This window comes from Paenibacillus sp. p3-SID867 (genome assembly GCF_025142895.1).
Classification (GTDB): Bacteria; Bacillota; Bacilli; order Paenibacillales; family Paenibacillaceae; genus Paenibacillus_AQ.
In genome coordinates this window covers 1-17,490 of record NZ_JAMBDM010000003.1, presented here as the reverse complement: position 1 = coordinate 17,490, position 17,490 = coordinate 1, and the positions used below count along the sequence as shown (strand labels likewise).

General features: G+C 49.7%; 13 protein-coding genes and 1 pseudogene. 2 read left to right on the top strand and 12 right to left on the bottom strand.

The window, feature by feature from the left end; genetic code table 11:
• Positions 1-20: 20 nt before the first annotated feature.
• The 6 genes from hslV to sucC form a co-directional block, all read right to left on the bottom strand.
• Positions 21-563: an ATP-dependent protease subunit HslV gene (gene hslV, locus M4D81_RS06215; protein WP_006211334.1), complete on the bottom strand. Its 543-nt coding sequence runs from the start codon at positions 561-563 to the stop codon at positions 21-23.
• Between the two features lie 29 nt (positions 564-592).
• Positions 593-1,927: an FADH(2)-oxidizing methylenetetrahydrofolate--tRNA-(uracil(54)-C(5))-methyltransferase TrmFO gene (trmFO, locus tag M4D81_RS06210; RefSeq protein ID WP_397376664.1), complete on the bottom strand. Its 1,335-nt coding sequence runs from the start codon at positions 1,925-1,927 to the stop codon at positions 593-595.
• A gap of 15 nt (positions 1,928-1,942) precedes the next feature.
• Positions 1,943-4,042, bottom strand: coding sequence for a type I DNA topoisomerase (gene topA / locus M4D81_RS06205; RefSeq protein ID WP_216531861.1), 2,100 nt, complete (start codon positions 4,040-4,042; stop codon positions 1,943-1,945).
• Between the two features lie 36 nt (positions 4,043-4,078).
• Positions 4,079-5,254: a DNA-processing protein DprA gene (gene dprA / locus M4D81_RS06200; RefSeq protein ID WP_260065127.1), complete on the bottom strand. Its 1,176-nt coding sequence runs from the start codon at positions 5,252-5,254 to the stop codon at positions 4,079-4,081.
• Between the two features lie 122 nt (positions 5,255-5,376).
• Positions 5,377-6,306, bottom strand: coding sequence for a succinate--CoA ligase subunit alpha (sucD, locus tag M4D81_RS06195; RefSeq protein ID WP_071220478.1), 930 nt, complete (start codon positions 6,304-6,306; stop codon positions 5,377-5,379).
• A 97-nt stretch (positions 6,307-6,403) separates the two neighbouring features.
• On the bottom strand, positions 6,404-7,564 hold the full coding sequence (gene sucC / locus M4D81_RS06190; protein ID WP_006211339.1) for an ADP-forming succinate--CoA ligase subunit beta: 1,161 nt from the start codon (positions 7,562-7,564) through the stop codon (positions 6,404-6,406).
• A 493-nt stretch (positions 7,565-8,057) separates the two neighbouring features.
• Here sucC and M4D81_RS06185 point away from each other — a divergent pair, with 493 nt between their 5' ends.
• The gene (locus M4D81_RS06185; protein WP_260065126.1) at positions 8,058-10,298 is read left to right on the top strand and encodes a helix-turn-helix domain-containing protein; all 2,241 of its coding nucleotides are present in this window, start codon (positions 8,058-8,060) and stop codon (positions 10,296-10,298) included.
• Between the two features lie 36 nt (positions 10,299-10,334).
• Here the strand turns inward: M4D81_RS06185 and M4D81_RS06180 are convergent, their stop codons facing one another.
• The 3 genes from M4D81_RS06180 to M4D81_RS06170 all read right to left on the bottom strand — a co-directional run bounded on the left by M4D81_RS06180 (position 10,335) and on the right by M4D81_RS06170 (position 13,817).
• Positions 10,335-11,198, bottom strand: coding sequence for a carbohydrate ABC transporter permease (locus M4D81_RS06180; protein WP_260065708.1), 864 nt, complete (start codon positions 11,196-11,198; stop codon positions 10,335-10,337).
• Between the two features lie 12 nt (positions 11,199-11,210).
• Positions 11,211-12,170 (bottom strand): ABC transporter permease, encoded by a 960-nt coding sequence (locus M4D81_RS06175; protein WP_397376663.1) that lies wholly within the window; start codon positions 12,168-12,170, stop codon positions 11,211-11,213.
• Between the two features lie 111 nt (positions 12,171-12,281).
• Positions 12,282-13,817, bottom strand: a complete 1,536-nt coding sequence (locus M4D81_RS06170; RefSeq protein ID WP_260065124.1) for an ABC transporter substrate-binding protein — start codon at positions 13,815-13,817, stop codon at positions 12,282-12,284.
• 378 nt (positions 13,818-14,195) lie between these two features.
• Here M4D81_RS06170 and M4D81_RS06165 point away from each other — a divergent pair, with 378 nt between their 5' ends.
• Entirely contained in the window at positions 14,196-15,809 is a 1,614-nt protein-coding gene (locus M4D81_RS06165; RefSeq protein ID WP_260065123.1) for a YifB family Mg chelatase-like AAA ATPase, read from the top strand.
• A 153-nt stretch (positions 15,810-15,962) separates the two neighbouring features.
• On the opposite strand, the gene M4D81_RS06160 is transcribed toward M4D81_RS06165, so the two are convergent.
• The 3 genes and pseudogenes from M4D81_RS06160 to M4D81_RS06150 all read right to left on the bottom strand — a co-directional run.
• Positions 15,963-16,346, bottom strand: a complete 384-nt coding sequence (locus M4D81_RS06160) for a YraN family protein (RefSeq protein WP_071220066.1) — start codon at positions 16,344-16,346, stop codon at positions 15,963-15,965.
• Complete coding sequence (locus tag M4D81_RS06155) at positions 16,346-16,657, bottom strand: EscU/YscU/HrcU family type III secretion system export apparatus switch protein (protein ID WP_260065120.1); 312 nt, start codon at positions 16,655-16,657, stop codon at positions 16,346-16,348. Before M4D81_RS06155 ends, M4D81_RS06160 begins: the two co-directional genes overlap by 1 nt.
• Positions 16,654-17,490 (bottom strand): annotated as a pseudogene (locus tag M4D81_RS06150) (hypothetical protein); the annotation flags it as partial. The pseudogene M4D81_RS06150 and the gene M4D81_RS06155, both read right to left, overlap by 4 nt.

Below are 17,490 nucleotides of genomic sequence, written 5' to 3'. Positions count from 1 at the left end.
TATGTTGCTGTATGGCATCCTTACAGCTCTTCGACAATAATATTGCTGTTGGTATAGACACACACCTCAGAAGCGATCTGAAGCGCTTCTCTGGCGATATCCTTCGCTTCCATATGTCCGGCATGACGCTTAAGCGCCCGTCCTGCCGACAAGGCAAAATTGCCGCCTGACCCAATGGCCAGCACATCATCATCAGGCTCGATGATTTCGCCGCCGCCTGAAATCAGCAGCATCCCGGTTTTATCCATAACAATCATCAAAGCTTCAAGCTTGCGAAGCACACGGTCTTGACGCCAATCCTTCGCGAGTTCAACAGCGGCGCGCTGCAGATTTCCATGATGCTCTTCCAGCTTGCCTTCGAATTTCTCAAATAACGTGATTGCATCCGCCACAGAACCGGCAAAACCGGCGACAACTTGTCCCCGGTAAAGACGGCGCACTTTCTTGGCGGTCTGCTTCATGACTACACTTTCACCAAATGTAACTTGACCATCGCCGGCAATAGCTGCTGTGCCATTATGCCGTACTGCACAAATTGTAGTGGCGTGAAAAGTCATTTCCATGATGGCAAGACCTCCCTAAGAAAATAAGATTAGATTGTATTTAGTTCGTTAGCATTAATAAATACGCGTACTTCGTCTAGAGCTCTGCTTGCAAGCGCTTCGTTTTTCTCCTTCTTGTTGCGAATGCGCTTCTCAAGGCTCGGAAGAAGACCGAAGTTCGCATTCATCGGCTGGAAGTTATCTGGATCTGCATGGGTTATGTAGTAGGCCATGCTCCCGATGGTTGATTCCTGAGGGAATACGATCCCCTCCTGCCCCTGAGCAGCTCTTGCTGCATTGATCCCAGCAATCAATCCGGATGCCGCCGATTCCACATATCCTTCTACGCCCGTCATTTGTCCCGCCAGATACAGATTAGGCCGCGTTTTCACCTGATAGGTTTGTTCCAGCAATTTTGGCGAATTGACAAATGTGTTGCGGTGCATGACGCCGTATCGCACAATTTCGGCGTTCTCAAGTCCCGGAATCATGGAAATAATCCGCTTCTGTTCGCCCCACTTCAAATGAGTCTGGAAACCGACAAGATTGTAGAGGGTACCTGCCGCATTATCCTGACGGAGCTGCACCACAGCGTGCGGCAGCTTGCCTGTATGCGGGTTCACCAATCCAACAGGCTTCATCGGGCCAAACAAGGCGGTTTGCTTACCACGCTTCATCATGACCTCGATCGGCATGCAGCCCTCGAAATAAATCTCCTTCTCAAACTCTTTCAATTGAGCGACTTCGGCATTGATAAGAGCGTCATAGAAAGCGTCGAACTCTTCTTCTGTCATGGGACAATTCAGATAAGCCGCTTCGCCTTTATCATAACGGGATGCCAGATAAACCTTGCTCGTATCAATTGAATCTTTTTCCACGATCGGAGCAGCCGCATCGTAAAAATAGAAATAGTCCTCACCCATCAGCTCACGAATCTGTGATGACAACGCGGGCGAGGTCAGCGGCCCTGTAGCAATAACAACGATGCCTTCTTCAGGTATATGCTGAATTTCTTCATTTACAACCTCAATTAAAGGATGCTGATGCAGAGTTTCCGTAATTTCTCCCGAAAAACCGTCACGGTCAACGGCCAATGCGCCGCCAGCCGGGACGGAATTGCGGTCTGCCGAACCGATGACAAGCGAGTTCAGCATCCGCATTTCTTCCTTCAATACCCCTACTGCGTTGGTTAAACCGTTCGCCCGAAGCGAATTACTGCATACAAGCTCAGCGAACTTGTCCGTATGATGAGCCGGCGTCTTAACGACCGGCCGCATCTCATATAATGTAACGGGTATGCCCCGGCTAGCGATCTGCCAGGCAGCTTCACTGCCGGCAAGCCCTGCACCGATAACCGTAACCCTCTGTGAATCTGTCAACGTCATTACCCCCTGTATGCCTTACAAATCTGCTGCGTCGTCTTGTTCCTCGACCATTTCGGAATAATCACAAGAAGTACATTGAAGCTTGATGCCTTGCTTGCTTTTCTTCTCTACCATTAAGCTGCTGCAATTCGGACACGGCTTCGTTGACGGTTTATCCCATGATACGAAATCACATTCGGGATAACGATCACACCCAAAGAAGACGCGCCCCTTCTTGCTTCGTCGTTCCACGACATGGCCTTCCTTGCATTTCGGGCACGCCACACCGATATCTTTCACGATCGGCTTGGTATTCCGGCAATCCGGGAAGCCTGAGCATGCAAGAAACTTGCCAAACCTGCCCAGCTTATAGACCAACGGCTTTCCGCACTTTTCGCAGATCTCGTCGGAAACCTCATCTTCGATTTCGATTTCCTTCATTTCTTCCTCTGCTACTTCAAGGCGCTTTTCAAAGGATTCATAGAACTCTGCCAATACTTTGACCCAATCTTCGGAGCCCTCCTCCACATGGTCGAGGTCCTCTTCCATGTTAGCCGTAAACTCCACATTGAGAATTTCCGGGAAGAACTGCTCCATCTGCTCGATGACAAGTTCACCGAGCTCGGTTGGCATGAATTTTTTCTCTTCGATGGCAACGTAGCCTCTCTTCTGGATCGTCTCCAGTGTCGGTGCATACGTGCTAGGTCGCCCTATGCCGAGCTCTTCCAGCGTCCGGACTAGACGTGCTTCCGTATAACGCGGAGGCGGCTGCGTGAAATGCTGCTTCGGCTCAATATCCTGTTTCTCCAGAATGTCGCCACTATGAAGCTCCGGCAGGTATTTATCTTCCTCTGTCGTCCCGTCGTCGTTGCCTTCAACGTAAACCTTCATGAATCCAGGGAACCGAACCTTCGAACCTGTTGCGCGGAAGACGGTCTTGCCTGCGGCAATATCCACAGAAAGCGTATCCAGCACTGCAGAAGACATCTGACTTGCCACAAAACGCTCCCAGACCAGTTTGTACAAGCGGAGCTGATCACGGCTCATAAACGGCTTCATGGATTCAGGATCCCGCAGCACCGATGTAGGACGAATCGCTTCATGCGCATCCTGAGCGTTGGCTGCTTTTTTCGAGTATTGTCTCGGGCTCTCCGGAACGAACGGATCACCATACTTCTCGGTGATGTATTCTTTTGCTTCTTCTTGAGCCGTCCCTGAGATGCGCGTTGAGTCCGTACGCATGTAGGTAATCAAACCGACGGTGCCTTCCTTGCCAAGCTCGACGCCCTCGTACAGCTGCTGGGCAACCGACATGGTCTTAGCAGCCCGGAAACCAAGTTTACGTGCAGCTTCCTGCTGCAAGGAACTCGTTGTAAACGGTGGAGACGGATGGCGCTGACGCTCTCGCTCTTTTACTTCACTGACTTGGAAGGAAGCATCCCGAATCGCTTCGAGAATTTCATTTACTTCCTGTTCATTGGTCAGCTCTTTCTTTGCGCCATTAAGCTGCGTGAATTTGGCTTCGAATGCAGATCCTTTAATGGCCAGCTTGGCCGTAATGGTCCAATATTCTTCCGGTACGAAAGCGCTTATCTCATTCTCGCGGTCGAGAATGATTTTGACGGCTACCGATTGAACACGGCCGGCAGAGAGTCCCTTTTTCACTTTCTTCCATAGAATAGGGCTGATCTTATAACCAACCAATCGGTCCAGGATACGTCTTGCCTGCTGCGCGTTGACCAGATCCATGTTAATTTTGCGCGGCGTCTTGAAGGCATCCTTCACGGCTGTTTTCGTTATTTCATTAAATACAACCCGCAGGCTTTGAGTATCGTCCAGCTCCAACGCATGCGCAAGATGCCATGCAATGGCCTCTCCTTCGCGATCGGGGTCAGCTGCGAGGTACACTTTTTTCACCTTTTTGCTAGCATCCTTAAGTTCCTTTAAGACAGAACCTTTTCCGCGGATCGTAATGTATTTCGGATTGAAGTCGTTTTCCACTTCAACCCCGATCTGGCTCTTCGGCAAATCGCGAACATGACCCATCGAAGCCTTCACGATATACTTGCTGCCGAGATATTTGCCAATCGTTTTCGCCTTAGCAGGCGATTCTACGATGACGAGTGAATCCGCCACAGGTTCATCCTCCTCTCCAACATTCAAACTTTCCCATTAAATGATCTTATATATAGCACCGGGTAATTGGGTAATCTGCTTTTTTATGATTAAAGATAACAGAACTGAATGCAAATGTCCAAAATCCCACCGGGTTCGCTCGATCATATCATCCAGCGACCCGGGACCCTGTTCGAGCATATGGTATATTTGTCGTTCGTCATTTGTCAACCCGGCTAGTTCATCCGGCTGCTCCTGACGAGGGGCCCGCCGCTCCTTATTGTATGTACCGGAGGCCACTTTTGGCAACAGGGAATCATATTCTTCTATTATATCCCTTGCTTCCGTGACCATCTTGGCTCCTTGCTTGATTAAATCCAAAGTCCCTCTGCTCTTGGGTGAAGTAACAGGTCCCGGAACGGAGAACACGTCCCTTCCCGCCTCCAGGGCTAAATCCGCCGTAATCAACGATCCGCTGCGGGCATCCGCCTCCACCACCACGGTACCTAGCGTGAGTCCCGCGATAATCCGGTTACGCTGCGGGAAGAATCCCGGTAGCGCCTTGGTGCCTGGCGGGTATTCGGAAATGATAAGCCCCTTAGCCGCGATCTCCTCATACAGCGATCGGTTCTCCGGTGGATATATAACGTCAACGCCGGCTCCGAGAACCGCCACTGTCAGTCCCCCGCTTCGCAAAGCCGTATCGTGGACTACGCTATCAATGCCTCTGGCCATGCCGCTGACAACCATGAACCCTGATCGTACCAACTCCTCGGATAGCATCGTTGCAATTTTGCGCCCATATGCCGTAGGCATTCTTGTACCTACCATCGCAATCCCAGGCCTCGACAGCAGATGTAGATCGCCGATGCAATACAACACCCAAGGAGCCTGTGGCGAAGATCGTAACGTGTCCGGGTAGATATCATCGAGGGCTGTTATAATACGTATTTTTGAACGGTTTGTCAAATTCCATACCCCGGCTTCATGTTGCCGATACCCGGCATCATCCGCATTCGACAGATCGATTTGCTTTCTTTCGACATCGGAAGGAAAGTCCTTGGCCAGTTTGTTCGCTTTTTCGACAGACAGACCACATGCCCTCCAATCATTCGCATCATAAGACAGCAACCCCTCATGCAGCTCACCGTTCGATATGATTCGGTTAATGGTCTTCCATCCGACACCTTCGCTTTCATGCAATGCGATCAGCAGTAAGCTATCCACCTTCATAACGGGACCTCCTTAAAATATAAAATCAAAAACAAAAAAGCAACCCTTCATTTCCTGTTTAGGAAATAAAAGGTTGCTTACCTTAAGTTATGCCTTAGCTAGAATTGCATAAAAATCTGGATCTAGTGAGTCGTGCAAGACTCCAGGAGACCCTTCTCCTCAAGCACGCTAACCAGGGTTGAGCCCATTTCAGCAGGTGTAGGAGCTACCTTGATACCGCACGCTTCAAGTACAGAGATTTTCTCCTTGGCTGTCCCTTTACCGCCAGAAATAATCGCGCCTGCGTGGCCCATGCGTTTTCCTGGAGGCGCCGTTGCCCCGCCAATGAAGCCTACCACTGGTTTAGTCATGTTCGCTTTGATCCATTCAGCCGCTTCTTCCTCCGCTGTACCGCCGATCTCACCGATCATAATAACCGCTTTGGTGTTAGGATCTTCATTAAAGAGTCTCAATACATCGATAAACTCCGTCCCTTTAACCGGGTCGCCGCCAATCCCTACGGCGGAGGATTGTCCAATGCCGCGAGCAGTCAGCTGATGAACGGCTTCATATGTCAGGGTACCGCTGCGCGATACAACTCCGACATGTCCTGGCGTATGGATGTAACCAGGCATGATGCCGATTTTGCATTCACCCGGCGTAATAACGCCCGGACAGTTAGGTCCGATCAAACGAGTCTTCTTGCCTTCCATATAGCGGGATACTTTGACCATATCCAGCACCGGAATGCCTTCCGTAATACAGATAACCAGATCCATCTCGGCATCAACAGCTTCCAGAATGGAATCCGCAGCAAAAGCCGGGGGCACATAAATTACGCTAGCGGTTGCGCCTGTTTTGGCTTTGGCTTCCTCAACGGTGTTGTAAACCGGCAATTTGACGGTTTCACCGTTCTCAAGCGTAATTTCGACTTCGGTTCCACCTTTGCCGGGTGAAGTTCCCCCGACCATCTGTGTACCGTAATCCAAGGCGCCTTTTGCATGGAAAAGGGCTGTTTTACCTGTAATCCCTTGCGTGATAACTTTTGTATTTTTATCGATCAAAATACTCACGATTGATTCACATCCCCTATTGTTATTTGAAAATGAAAGCAACCGCACGGCAGGGCTTTCAAAGCCCATCGTGCCATGCCCCTTCAGGAATGAAATATTACTGAACGAGGGAGACGATCTTCTGTGCTCCGTCGGCCATGGAATCAGCAGGTACGATGTTAAGACCGGACTCAGCCAAAATTTGCTTGCCGAGGTCTACGTTCGTCCCTTCCAAGCGTACAACAAGCGGACGAGTTAAGCCCAACTGTTTAGCAGCTTCGACAACACCGGTAGCGATAACGTCGCAGCGCATAATGCCGCCGAAAATGTTGACAAAGATTCCTTTTACTTGAGGATCGGATAAAATGATCTTGAAGGCTTCCGTTACCTTCTCCGTTGTTGCACCGCCCCCAACATCAAGGAAGTTTGCAGGGTCCCCGCCATAGTACTTAATGATGTCCATCGTAGCCATGGCAAGACCGGCGCCATTAACCATACAGCCGATGTTGCCATCCAGAGCTATGTAACTCAAGTCGTATTTGGATGCTTCAATTTCCTTCTCGTCTTCTTCGTCCAGGTCGCGCAGCTCAAGGATGTCTTTATGACGGAACAACGCATTGGAGTCAAAGTTGAGTTTGGCATCTAGAGCCATGACGTTTCCGTCCCCGGTTACGACAAGCGGATTGATTTCAGCGATAGAGCAATCCTTCTCTACAAATGCCTTATACAAGGCCAGCATGAACTGAACGGCTTTTCCTACCAGTTCATTCGGAATATTAATGGAATACGCTAATTTCCGTGCTTGGAACGTTTGAAGTCCGATCGCTGGATCTACGACCTCTTTGAAAATCTTCTCGGGAGTTGCTGCTGCAACCTCTTCGATCTCGGTACCGCCTTCTTCGGACGCCATCAAAACGACACGGCCGGTAGCACGGTCAACGACCACACCGATATAATACTCTTTGCGAATATCGCAGCCCTCTTCAATGAGGAGACGCTTGACTTCCTTGCCTTCCGGACCCGTTTGGTGAGTCACCAACACCTTGCCCAGAATTTCTTCAGCATAAGCACGAACCTCATCCAGGTTCTTCGCCACTTTAACGCCGCCAGCTTTACCCCGACCGCCTGCGTGGATCTGTGCTTTGACAACGGTTACGGGACTTCCCAAAGATTGTGCAGCTTCAACTGCCTCTTCTACCGTAAACGCTACCTTGCCGTTCGGAACAGCTACTCCATATTGCTTCAGTACTTGTTTTCCTTGATATTCATGGATATTCATTCTCGAATCCTCCTATCAACATGACTGGAACAAGGCTGGCTAACACGGAACTAATCTATGAAAGATTACCCTGTCAACCTTTATATATTAAACCCAAGCTATTGTAACATGTTTTTAAAACGCTTACCTTAAAAAGTTCACAGTTTATCCACTCGATTTGGCATGGGTATGATTCCTTCCAGATATAAATTGGAGAATTATGTAAAATTCATTTATTTTTTCGTGCAAAGCTTATCAAGCCGACAATCCCCAATACGACAACGGCAATGCCAAACAATCCTGCAACTAGTGTAATGATGATATTTTCCCATAAAATTGTCATACCGAACCCCTCTCCCCTCCCCATAATAATTAGTACATTGATTACTATTATACCATTAAATCCCTTTTTGTTCGCATTAAACTGTGTCGTAAAATAAAACTCTTTATCCTTTTTCTGCTATCCGGTAGAATGATTGAAAGATTAGTGAACGCAATTATAAGGAGATTCAGCATGAGTTGGTTGAAGTCATTTTTTCCGCTGCATTCATTATTTGTCAAAATGCTCGTGTATTTTCTCGTCGTGATTTTCCTGCTCTCCTCCTATAATCTATGGTCGATGACCTTCTACTCCCGCAATGTTAACAATGAAATTGTCAAATATAATCTGACCCTGATTCGAAACACCGTCGATCATTTTGAGAAACAATACTCCACATGGAAAAATCTTCTCCTTAACCTTCAGCACGATGAATTTGTCGGCAATATCAGCAGGCAGGCCGATTCCGGGGGAAAGAAAGGCATCAATTATCTGCAGGTGGATACGGTGATGGATCAGATTCGGACCCTGGTAAGCCAGCCCTACTACCACTTAAATAATGTCATGATTTACTACCAAAATCATTCCTTCCTGCTTGAACGGGATGGCATCGTCGATGATGACCGCATGTTTAAGCATTACTACAAAAGCGACTCCTATTCATACGAATTCTGGAAGCGTAGAGATCACGCAAACGGTTTTCTGCACATGCTTCCCAGCCGCACGTTCACCATCGGAACCGAGAAGAGTGAATTGCAGCTGATGCCGCTCATTACCAATGTACAGGGCAGTCCCTGGAGGATCATCGCTTTCGTAAATATGAAAAGCTGGTATGAATCATATAAAGGAATGGCCGATTCCCGTTTTCTGCTGGTGGACTCGGAGGGAACAACCCTGTATGAATCCGCCCCGGATGCTAAATCCCTGCCACTGCCGGAATGGGACGGCCAATCGGAATGGATGATGGAGAAGGGAACCTATTACTTTTTCGAAAAAGGCGCCCGCTCCGGTCTTACCTACGTTTCTGTTATTCCGCATAAGGAACTCAATCAAAGCATCAGCCGCGTGAACTGGATGGCTGTACTCTTATTTGCAGCTACCCTGCTTATTGGTATTCTGGCATCATGGGTTTTCTCCCGAAAAATCAACCTGCCGCTCAAGAGAATGGTTACGGGTCTGGGCCAAGCGGAGATGGAGCTATATCAAGGGAGTATTGCCGAATTCAGCGCTATTTCCAACCATCTGAAGGGTTTGCAGCATGAACGTAAGATCATCAAGGAATGGATGGACCATACCAAACCGCTGCTGACAAGCTACCATTATTTGGCCCAGTTCAAAAACATTGCCCTTGATACCAACGCTTCCAAAGAGCTTTGGGTCGGCGAGGGTGCATTTATGGTTATCGTTTATCAGTTGAGGTACCGGCACGTCCCTTCGCGTCAGCTTGATGCCTTAATGACAAGGACAACCGGCAAGATCAAAGATATGATCACGCTGCAGTTCCAAGAATCGTTTCCCATATCCCATACCCTTCAGATGGAGGGCAAGCAGATTTTATCCATTGTGTATACACAAGAAAAATCTGACATGCTGCAGCAGTGTCTCAATCAGCTCAAAAAGATTTTTGATCAGGATCAAAGCACCTATCTCGTGAATATTGCAGTTTCGTCCGTATTCCAGCAAACCTCTGATTTTGACCGGGCTTATGCAGAAGCCATGTCGCTCCTGCAGCAAGCCATGCCGATAGAGGAAACCCAGATTATCTGGGAGAAGGAACACCGTGAAGATGTAACAGGATTCACTGCCGAGCAGGAACACGAATTTTACGTGAATTTACAGGCTGGCAACGAGAGCAGCTGCCAATCGCTCATTGAGCGCGCACTGGATCGATTGCAGCGGCAAGAGGCCACGGCCGATCAACTAAGCCACTTTGCCAAATCGGTCTCGGTCCGCATGAGAAGGACAGTAGAACTGCTGAAAATCAATATCGACGCCCTTCCGGATTACGCACAAAAGCTTGCTTATAGCGTAACACCCGCGCAATACCGGGATATCCTGCTCGACGAGCTTGCCCATGCAGCCCATGCGATCCGTCTGAAACGGGAGGAACATTACGATATCATTCAATATGTCATTCATTATTTGGAGTCCCATTACGCTGAAGATATATCACTCGAACAGCTCGCCTTTAAACTCAACATGTCGCCAACTTATCTGTCCGGGTATATTAAAGAGAAGACGGGGAGCAATTTTAGCGACCAATTGAATGCGATTCGAATAACAAAAGCGAAAGAACTGCTGCAGACGACAAATATGCCGATTCAGGAAGTAGGCAACCGGATCGGCTACCGTAATGTCACTTCCTTTATCCGCATGTTCAAAAAAATAACCGGCCAAACACCGGGTGATTACCGGAAAACCAGCTGGATCCGATAACACACAGGTGAGCGGCCGACCGCTTTACCTTTAACGCTAACCCTTAACCGAGCCTATCAAAGCCCCTTTTACAAAATACTTCTGTATAAACGGATAGACAAGCAGGATCGGCAAGGTAGAGACCATAATGGTAGCGAATTTCAAGCCATCCTCCACCACCACGATATCGCCTACAACCGGACCATCCGTCCCCGTCAATTGCCCCGACAGCACGATGTTTCTTAAAATGACCTGAAGGGGCTGCATATCGGCATCCCGCAGATACAGCAGCGGCCCCATAAAGTTATTCCACATCCCGACGGCATAATACAAGCCGATGGTGGCCAGCACCGGCTTGGATAGCGGGAGCACAATCCGGAAGAAAATCCCGATTTCGGACAGTCCATCTATTTTTCCGGATTCCTCGAGCTCTTGAGGCATGCCCATGAAGAAAGTCCGCATGATGAGCAGATTCCAGGTACCTACCGCTCCGGGCAGTACCATGCCCCATATGGTGTTGACAAAGCCCAGCTCCTTCACGACCAGAAACGTCGGAATCATCCCGCCGTTAAAAAACATCGTAAAGACGATCAGCATCAGGATCGGTTTGCCTATGACCATCTTGGTCTTGGACAGCGCATAAGCCCCAAGTGCCGTTACAATCAAAGATATGGCGGTCCCTGAAATCACGTAAATCAGCGTGTTCTTATATCCTTTCAGCACCCGACCGTCCTCGAACACATACTGATACATATCCAGGTTAAAACCCTTCGGCCATAGCCATACTTCCCCGGAGGCGATGGATGCGGAATCGCTCAGGGACACGGCCAGCATATAAACAAACGGATATAGACACGCGAGCACGATCCCGGAAAGGATCAAGGCATTGAGCGCGTCAAACCAATTCCATTTCGGTTTCATCATGTTCCTCCTTTACCAGATGCTGTTTCCGCTAACCCGCCGGCTGAACGAATTCGCCGCGATAATGAAGATAAAGCTGATGATGCCGGTAAACAGATCAATCGCTGTGGCATAACTGTAGTTGCCTTGCGTTAAGCCGACCCTGTACACGTAGGTCGATATAATATCAGCTGTCTCATAAGTGGCGGGAGTTGCGAGCAGGTATACTTTCTCAAAGCCAATTTCCAGTATTTTTCCGATATCAAGTATCAAGATAATCACGATTGCAGGCGCAATGCCGGGAAGCGTAATGTTCAGCGCCTGCTTCCACCGGTTAGCACCATCCATCCGTGCCGCTTCATATAACTGCGGATCGATTGCCGTCAAAGCAGCCAAATAGATGATGGTCCCCCATCCGATATGCTGCCATACGTCGGTCGTTACATAGATCGACCTGAACCAGGAGGCCTCAACCAAAAAGTTGATTCGTTCGAGTCCGACGGCACTCAGCAGCTGGTTGACTACCCCGCCTGTCGGGGACAGGAACATAACCGCGATCCCCGCTACAACGACATTGGATATGAAGTGCGGGAGATAACTGACCGTTTGGACAAACCGTTTCAAAAACGACTTGCTCACTTCATTAATGAGTAAAGCAAGGATGATAGGTGCCGGAAAGCCGAAGATCAGCTTGTATAAACCCAGCAGGAATGTATTTCTGAGAACAGGCCAGAAATCAGGCGTATTAAAAAACATGCTGAAATATTTGAAACCCACCCAGTCACTCTCCGTGATCCCCTTAAATAGGTTGTAGTCCATAAAGGCGATCGAAATGCCGAATATGGGAACGTACTTAAAGATGATGTAATACAGAGCACAGGGCAGAAGCAGCAGCAGCAGGTATTTGTCCCGCTTCACTTTCGTCAAGAAACCCGGATTCTTCTGTGGTTGCAAAAAAACGTATCCTCCTTTACCCGTTAGTTCAAAACTCATCCATCAGGCTGCTTCCCCCATAAGGACCGGGACCAGCCATTACTTAGCCGAGAGCCGGTCCGGGAAAAGAAAGCAGTGCGCTCATCTTGCCGTATGCCGCGCAGATATCCATTACTTGGTTTCGTTTAAGAACTTTTGCGTCCGCTCATAAGCACTTTTATGCACATCCAGCACCTGCTGCACGCCAAGCTTGTTCACTTCAGTAACGTAAGCATCCCAATCATCCATCGGTTTCTGTCCTAGAATGAACTTGGCGATCTGCTCCTCATGGAATTTTTTCACCGTTTCGCCGACCATGCTGAGCACTTCATTTTCTTCATTCGTATACGCAAGCCTTGGCTGGGGTTTCGTTTCATGGTTTGGCGCGATTTTCATCGCTTCCCGCATTTTTGGGGAATACATGGACTCGTAAGCCGTCATATCCAATACCGTATGCGCTCCGATTGTTGCGATGCCCGTCTTGGTTCTCAAGTCGCCGAACTCTTTGTAATCCGGTTTGAATTTGCGAGCCCCGTTCTCAGTTGTGAACGTCTCGCCTTCCCTGCCCCAGGTTGCCAGCTCCATTCCTTCGGGAGAGAACAAGAAATCAAGATACTTCAGCAGCCGATCCCGCTCTTTGGAATTTGCCGCCACCGCAAAGCCGTCGGACTGCAATCCGGCAAATACATTGTGGGATTTGCCATCCGGCGTTCCAACAGGAGGAACCATATAATCGAGACTGAACTCAGCTGCCTTATCCCCAAGCATTAACGGAAGTTCATCCATGATGCCGATATAATCGCTGGCGATAAACGATTTGTTCTGAAGCAGCAGGTCGTTAAATTGCTTGCGTTTATGTGCCATGAAGTCAGGCGCAACCAAGCCCTCCATATAAAATTTATTCATATACTCAACCAGTTTCTTGTAGTTGTCCTCTGTCGGACCATAGCGCCATTCATTCTTCTCGAAATCATAATAGTAGCTGCTGTTGGTATTAAACGCAGGTGCCATATTGACCAGTGGACTCAAACCGTTGAAAACGGCAATCGGGAAGCTGTCCGGGTACAATCCCTTTAATTTTTTGGCGACGGTGTACAGTTCGTCGTATGTCGTCGGCGGCGTCAGATTGTGTTTTTTGAATATATCGTCTCTGTAAAGCCATGACCGCCTGGATTGCTGCTCAAGTCCATACAACGGCATAAAATAGTTCTTTCCCTCTGGAGACAGAATAGCCGCCTTCACTTCGGGATGGTCCTCGAGAAACTTCTTGTAGTTCGGCATCTGTTCCAAATGCTCGAAATAGTCGACAAACGCTCCGCTCTCCCCGTGAGTATTGGCGGCGTTCAAGCTGTTGACCATCATAAGATCCGGTATTTCGCCCGAGGATATCGCCAGGTTCATCGTTGTGGTGTAATCGCTCATCACGGGTTGTACCTTGAAGGAGATGCCGGTCTCTTCTTTTAAGTACTTGTAAATCGGCCAGTTTTCCTTATAGGGCCAATTCGTATGAGAGAAGGTCATCATTTCTAGTGTGACTTCTTTGCCTAAGGCGGCGTTTTCGGGATTCTCCTCTTTTGCAACGTTTTCTTTTGAGCATCCGCTCAATAATGTGCCGGTTATAACGGCGGCCAATGCCACCAACCCGAGCTTTCGGTTCCAAATGTTCACGCAACCCTCTCCCTTATGTATGATGATGTAACGCCAGCTACTGTTTACAGCAGCATGTCGTTTATGATTTTGATTCTACTTGCCGGAACCGTGTATTGACTATTCACATTCCTTCCCGTTATTGCCTGTAGCTACGATTCTGAAGAAGTGACAACTTTCTGAATTATGGTACATTCACCGCTCAGATCCCGCACCGCGGTTGGGTCCTTGTCCCTTGAATGGAATATCTTGAAGAGGAGTGCGAATTGACAGCCAGGAGGTAAACTTTTACAATACGGACTAGAGTCACCCAGCGAAAATGAGGAAGCACCCATTTCGAATCTTGGATGTTCTTTTGCAATTCAATCCACTGATATCAGAAATGAGGTGCTTTTATTTATGTACGGAAAACTTCATAGCGCTTGCTTGCACGGCATTGACGGCGTTGTCATCCAAGTCGAGGTAGACTTGGCGAACGGACTGCCCCAAACCTCCATCATCGGTCTGCCCGATTCCTCCATTCGCGAATCCATTGAGCGGGTTCGGGCAGCGATTAAAAACTGCGGTTTTACCTATCCCTTAAAACGGGTAACCGTCAATCTAGCACCGGCGGATCTCCGAAAAGAGGGCTCTTCCTTCGATTTGGCGATCGCTGTCGGCATATTGCTGACAAGCGAACAATGGACCTTTTCGAATGCCGGGCAAATATTGATCCTAGGCGAACTCGCACTGGATGGTACGCTCAGACCCATCACCGGGGTGCTACCAATGGTGGAGCAAGCGAAAAAGGAAGGATATGCCGGAGTCCTTCTTCCGAGCGAAAATGCCCCGGAAGCTGCATTGATCGGGGGGATCGAAGTTTATGGGCTCAGGCACTTGAATGAGCTCGTCGAGGATGGATCAGATGGAGTTATCGATAACCGTGAAACTGGAGGAGCAACCATCGCTGCCGTTTCGCTGGCAAAGCTCAGATACGATCGGGCCACGCATCCAAGCAGAACACAAACGGACGGCCTGCAGGACAAGCAGTTGGAAGACTATAGAGATGTGATCGGTCAGCAGCATATCAAACGCGCCCTGACCATTGCCGCCGCAGGCATGCACAATATTCTGCTCATTGGGCCCCCGGGCACGGGTAAAACGATGCTCATGAAGCGCCTCCCCACCATACTGCCGCCGCTGACGGACCAAGAAGCGTTGACCACAACGAAAATCTTCAGTGCTGCCGGAAAGCTAAAGCCATCCGATGGGTTAATGACCAGACGTCCCTTTCGGTCCCCTCACCATACCATATCAGCCGGCGGGCTCATCGGAGGCGGTACCATTCCGAAGCCGGGAGAAGTCAGTCTGGCCCATAAAGGCATTCTCTTCCTGGATGAGCTTCCTGAGTTCTCGAGGCATGTGCTGGAGGTGCTGCGACAGCCCCTGGAGGATCGCGAAGTAACCATCAGCCGGGCACGAGCGGTATTTACCTTCCCTGCGCACTTCATGCTCGCTTGTTCGATGAATCCCTGTCCGTGCGGTTATTACGGCAGTGATCACCCTCATCAACGCTGCACGTGCAGCGTTACACGAATTGCTCAATATCGCGCTAGAATATCGGGGCCCTTGATGGATCGGATCGACCTTCAGGTGGACGTGCCTCGGCCAAGGGAATGGCCTGGAAGCACAACACCTGTATCCTCCAAGCAAATGCGGGATCAAGTTTATGCGGCACAAAGGATTCAATTGGAACGTTACAGCAGGCTACCGTTCAGCTGGAACAGCGAACTGTTCGGCAGCTTCCTGAGGAAACATGCGGTGCTCGACAAGGACTCGGCTGAGCTTCTGCAAGCGACGATCGATACGCTGGGCCTGAGCATGCGCGCTTATGACCGAATCCTGAAGCTGGCCAGGACCATCGCCGATTTGGAAGCATCCGATAGGATACAGAGCCAGCATGTCGCAGAGGCAATTCAATACCGTCAGCTGGATCGCCAATATATCACCGCCGATGAAACCACTCATTTGTGAAATGGAGCCGGAGAGTGATATGATCTGGATAACAACGGAATGGAAGTTCGCTCCTATTGAATAAATAATCTGTCCTACGCAAAGAAGGTGATGGAGCTCGGCTCCTATCACCTTCTTTTTGGTATTCCTATAGATGCTTTGGATCATATCCATCTAAAATGCATTCTCGATATGTTCCATCGAGACGGGCGTCAGATCTGGGCGAAGAATAATGGAGATAACATCAAACCGGATCGGCCGTTCATAATAACGCTTATGATGAACGTACTGCTGGGCTGTGTTTCGGACCTGCATCACTTTGCGGGCGTTCACGGACTCGGAAGGCGTGCCGAAGCTGGTCGTACCGCTTCGGCTTCTGACCTCAATCACCACAAGGGTCCCCCCTGTTTCGGCAACGATGTCCAGTTCTCCAAACCGGCAGCGCCAATTCCGGTCCAGCACCCGGTATCCTTTTTCAATAAGGGCAGCAGCCGCCAGCTCTTCGGCAGCGGCTCCTTTTTGCTTGCGGCTGTCCTTTTTGCCGGAAGGCGAGTTCATTATGGCATCATCCCTCCATCTTTCGCTTGACGATCCGCACGATAAACATATGTCAGCACTTCCGCTACAAGCTGGTACAGCTCCTCGGGAATCTGCTGATCCAGATCCAGCTTGGAGAGAATCCCCACCAAAGCTGCATCTTCCTGGACAGGGACGCCATGCTCTTTAGCTTTGTCTAATATAGACTCCGCCAATTTCCCTTGCCCTTTGGCAACCACAACCGGCGCCTCGCTCTCGCCGGGCGTATATTTCAGGGCGACTGCCTTTTTCATGGCTGTTATTTGCCCTTGCTCTTTCTCTTGCTTGGTCATATCCGCATGTCCACCCCTTTATAGGTTTGCGGGGTGTATTCTGCTGCCGTTCCCTGCACGGACATATCTGAATTAGGCGGGGCAACTAGGGGCAGCGGTTCTGTTTTTACGCTGAGCAATTGGTAGCCGATAGACGAAACAGCTTGAGCCAACTCTTCTTTTTTTCCTTCAAACAGCTCCGCGGCGTAACTTTGATCATTCCGAAAGCTGAGGCTGACGATCCGGTCAACAACCTGCACATCGATCAAGGTCGGGCCCAGAAATTTCATGTCCAAGTCAAACAAAAGCCTGCAGTTGGTCGCATCCAGCTCGCCTTTGCGACCTCTGCGGGATTGAATATGTACGGATGCCGTCTGTTCCCCATCGACCCCATGCAGAGGTATGAACATCGTGACCTGCGCAAACGGTGCCGTGCGATCGGTGTTTAGCAAGAGCTGCTGGCCCGTCAAATGCTGAACGAGTTGCTGTGCCGCTTCCTTTAGTGCAGGCGGCGTTTCTTGGCTGGATAGCACCTGTAGCAATACTCCCTTCAGTGTGTCTTGCAGGGCAAGCGCCGATTCACCCGTTTGCGTTGAGGCCATGACAGCCTGTTGTACGCCTTGGACAGAATTCTGCTGGCCGGATGGCACAACCGGCTGCGTCAAGCCCTGCTGATTCACGGCACCGGCCTGAGCATTCGGGACAGCTTGCTGATTCGCATTCGCCGTATTCGCCGCATTCCCCGGCGTAGCGAGGGTCCCTGGCATACTCGCTGCTGTGCCACTGCCCCCAGGGGCAGGAGTGGCGGGCAGGGATGCTTGGGCTGCCGCAGCAGCGGTTGGCTGCGCTGCAGC

Bases quoted from the DNA above. Each gene is read 5' to 3' on its own strand.
- hslV (WP_006211334.1), bottom strand. From the start codon at position 563: ATGGAAATGACTTTTCACGCCACTACAATTTGTGCAGTACGGCATAAT.
- trmFO (WP_397376664.1), bottom strand. From the start codon at position 1,927: ATGACGTTGACAGATTCACAGAGGGTTACGGTTATCGGTGCAGGGCTT.
- dprA (WP_260065127.1), bottom strand. From the start codon at position 5,254: ATGAAGGTGGATAGCTTACTGCTGATCGCATTGCATGAAAGCGAAGGT.
- sucC (WP_006211339.1), bottom strand. From the start codon at position 7,564: ATGAATATCCATGAATATCAAGGAAAACAAGTACTGAAGCAATATGGA.
- M4D81_RS06185 (WP_260065126.1), top strand. From the start codon at position 8,058: ATGAGTTGGTTGAAGTCATTTTTTCCGCTGCATTCATTATTTGTCAAA.
- M4D81_RS06180 (WP_260065708.1), bottom strand. From the start codon at position 11,198: ATGAAACCGAAATGGAATTGGTTTGACGCGCTCAATGCCTTGATCCTT.
- M4D81_RS06175 (WP_397376663.1), bottom strand. From the start codon at position 12,170: ATGAGTTTTGAACTAACGGGTAAAGGAGGATACGTTTTTTTGCAACCA.
- M4D81_RS06165 (WP_260065123.1), top strand. From the start codon at position 14,196: ATGTACGGAAAACTTCATAGCGCTTGCTTGCACGGCATTGACGGCGTT.
- M4D81_RS06160 (WP_071220066.1), bottom strand. From the start codon at position 16,346: ATGAACTCGCCTTCCGGCAAAAAGGACAGCCGCAAGCAAAAAGGAGCC.
- M4D81_RS06155 (WP_260065120.1), bottom strand. From the start codon at position 16,657: ATGACCAAGCAAGAGAAAGAGCAAGGGCAAATAACAGCCATGAAAAAG.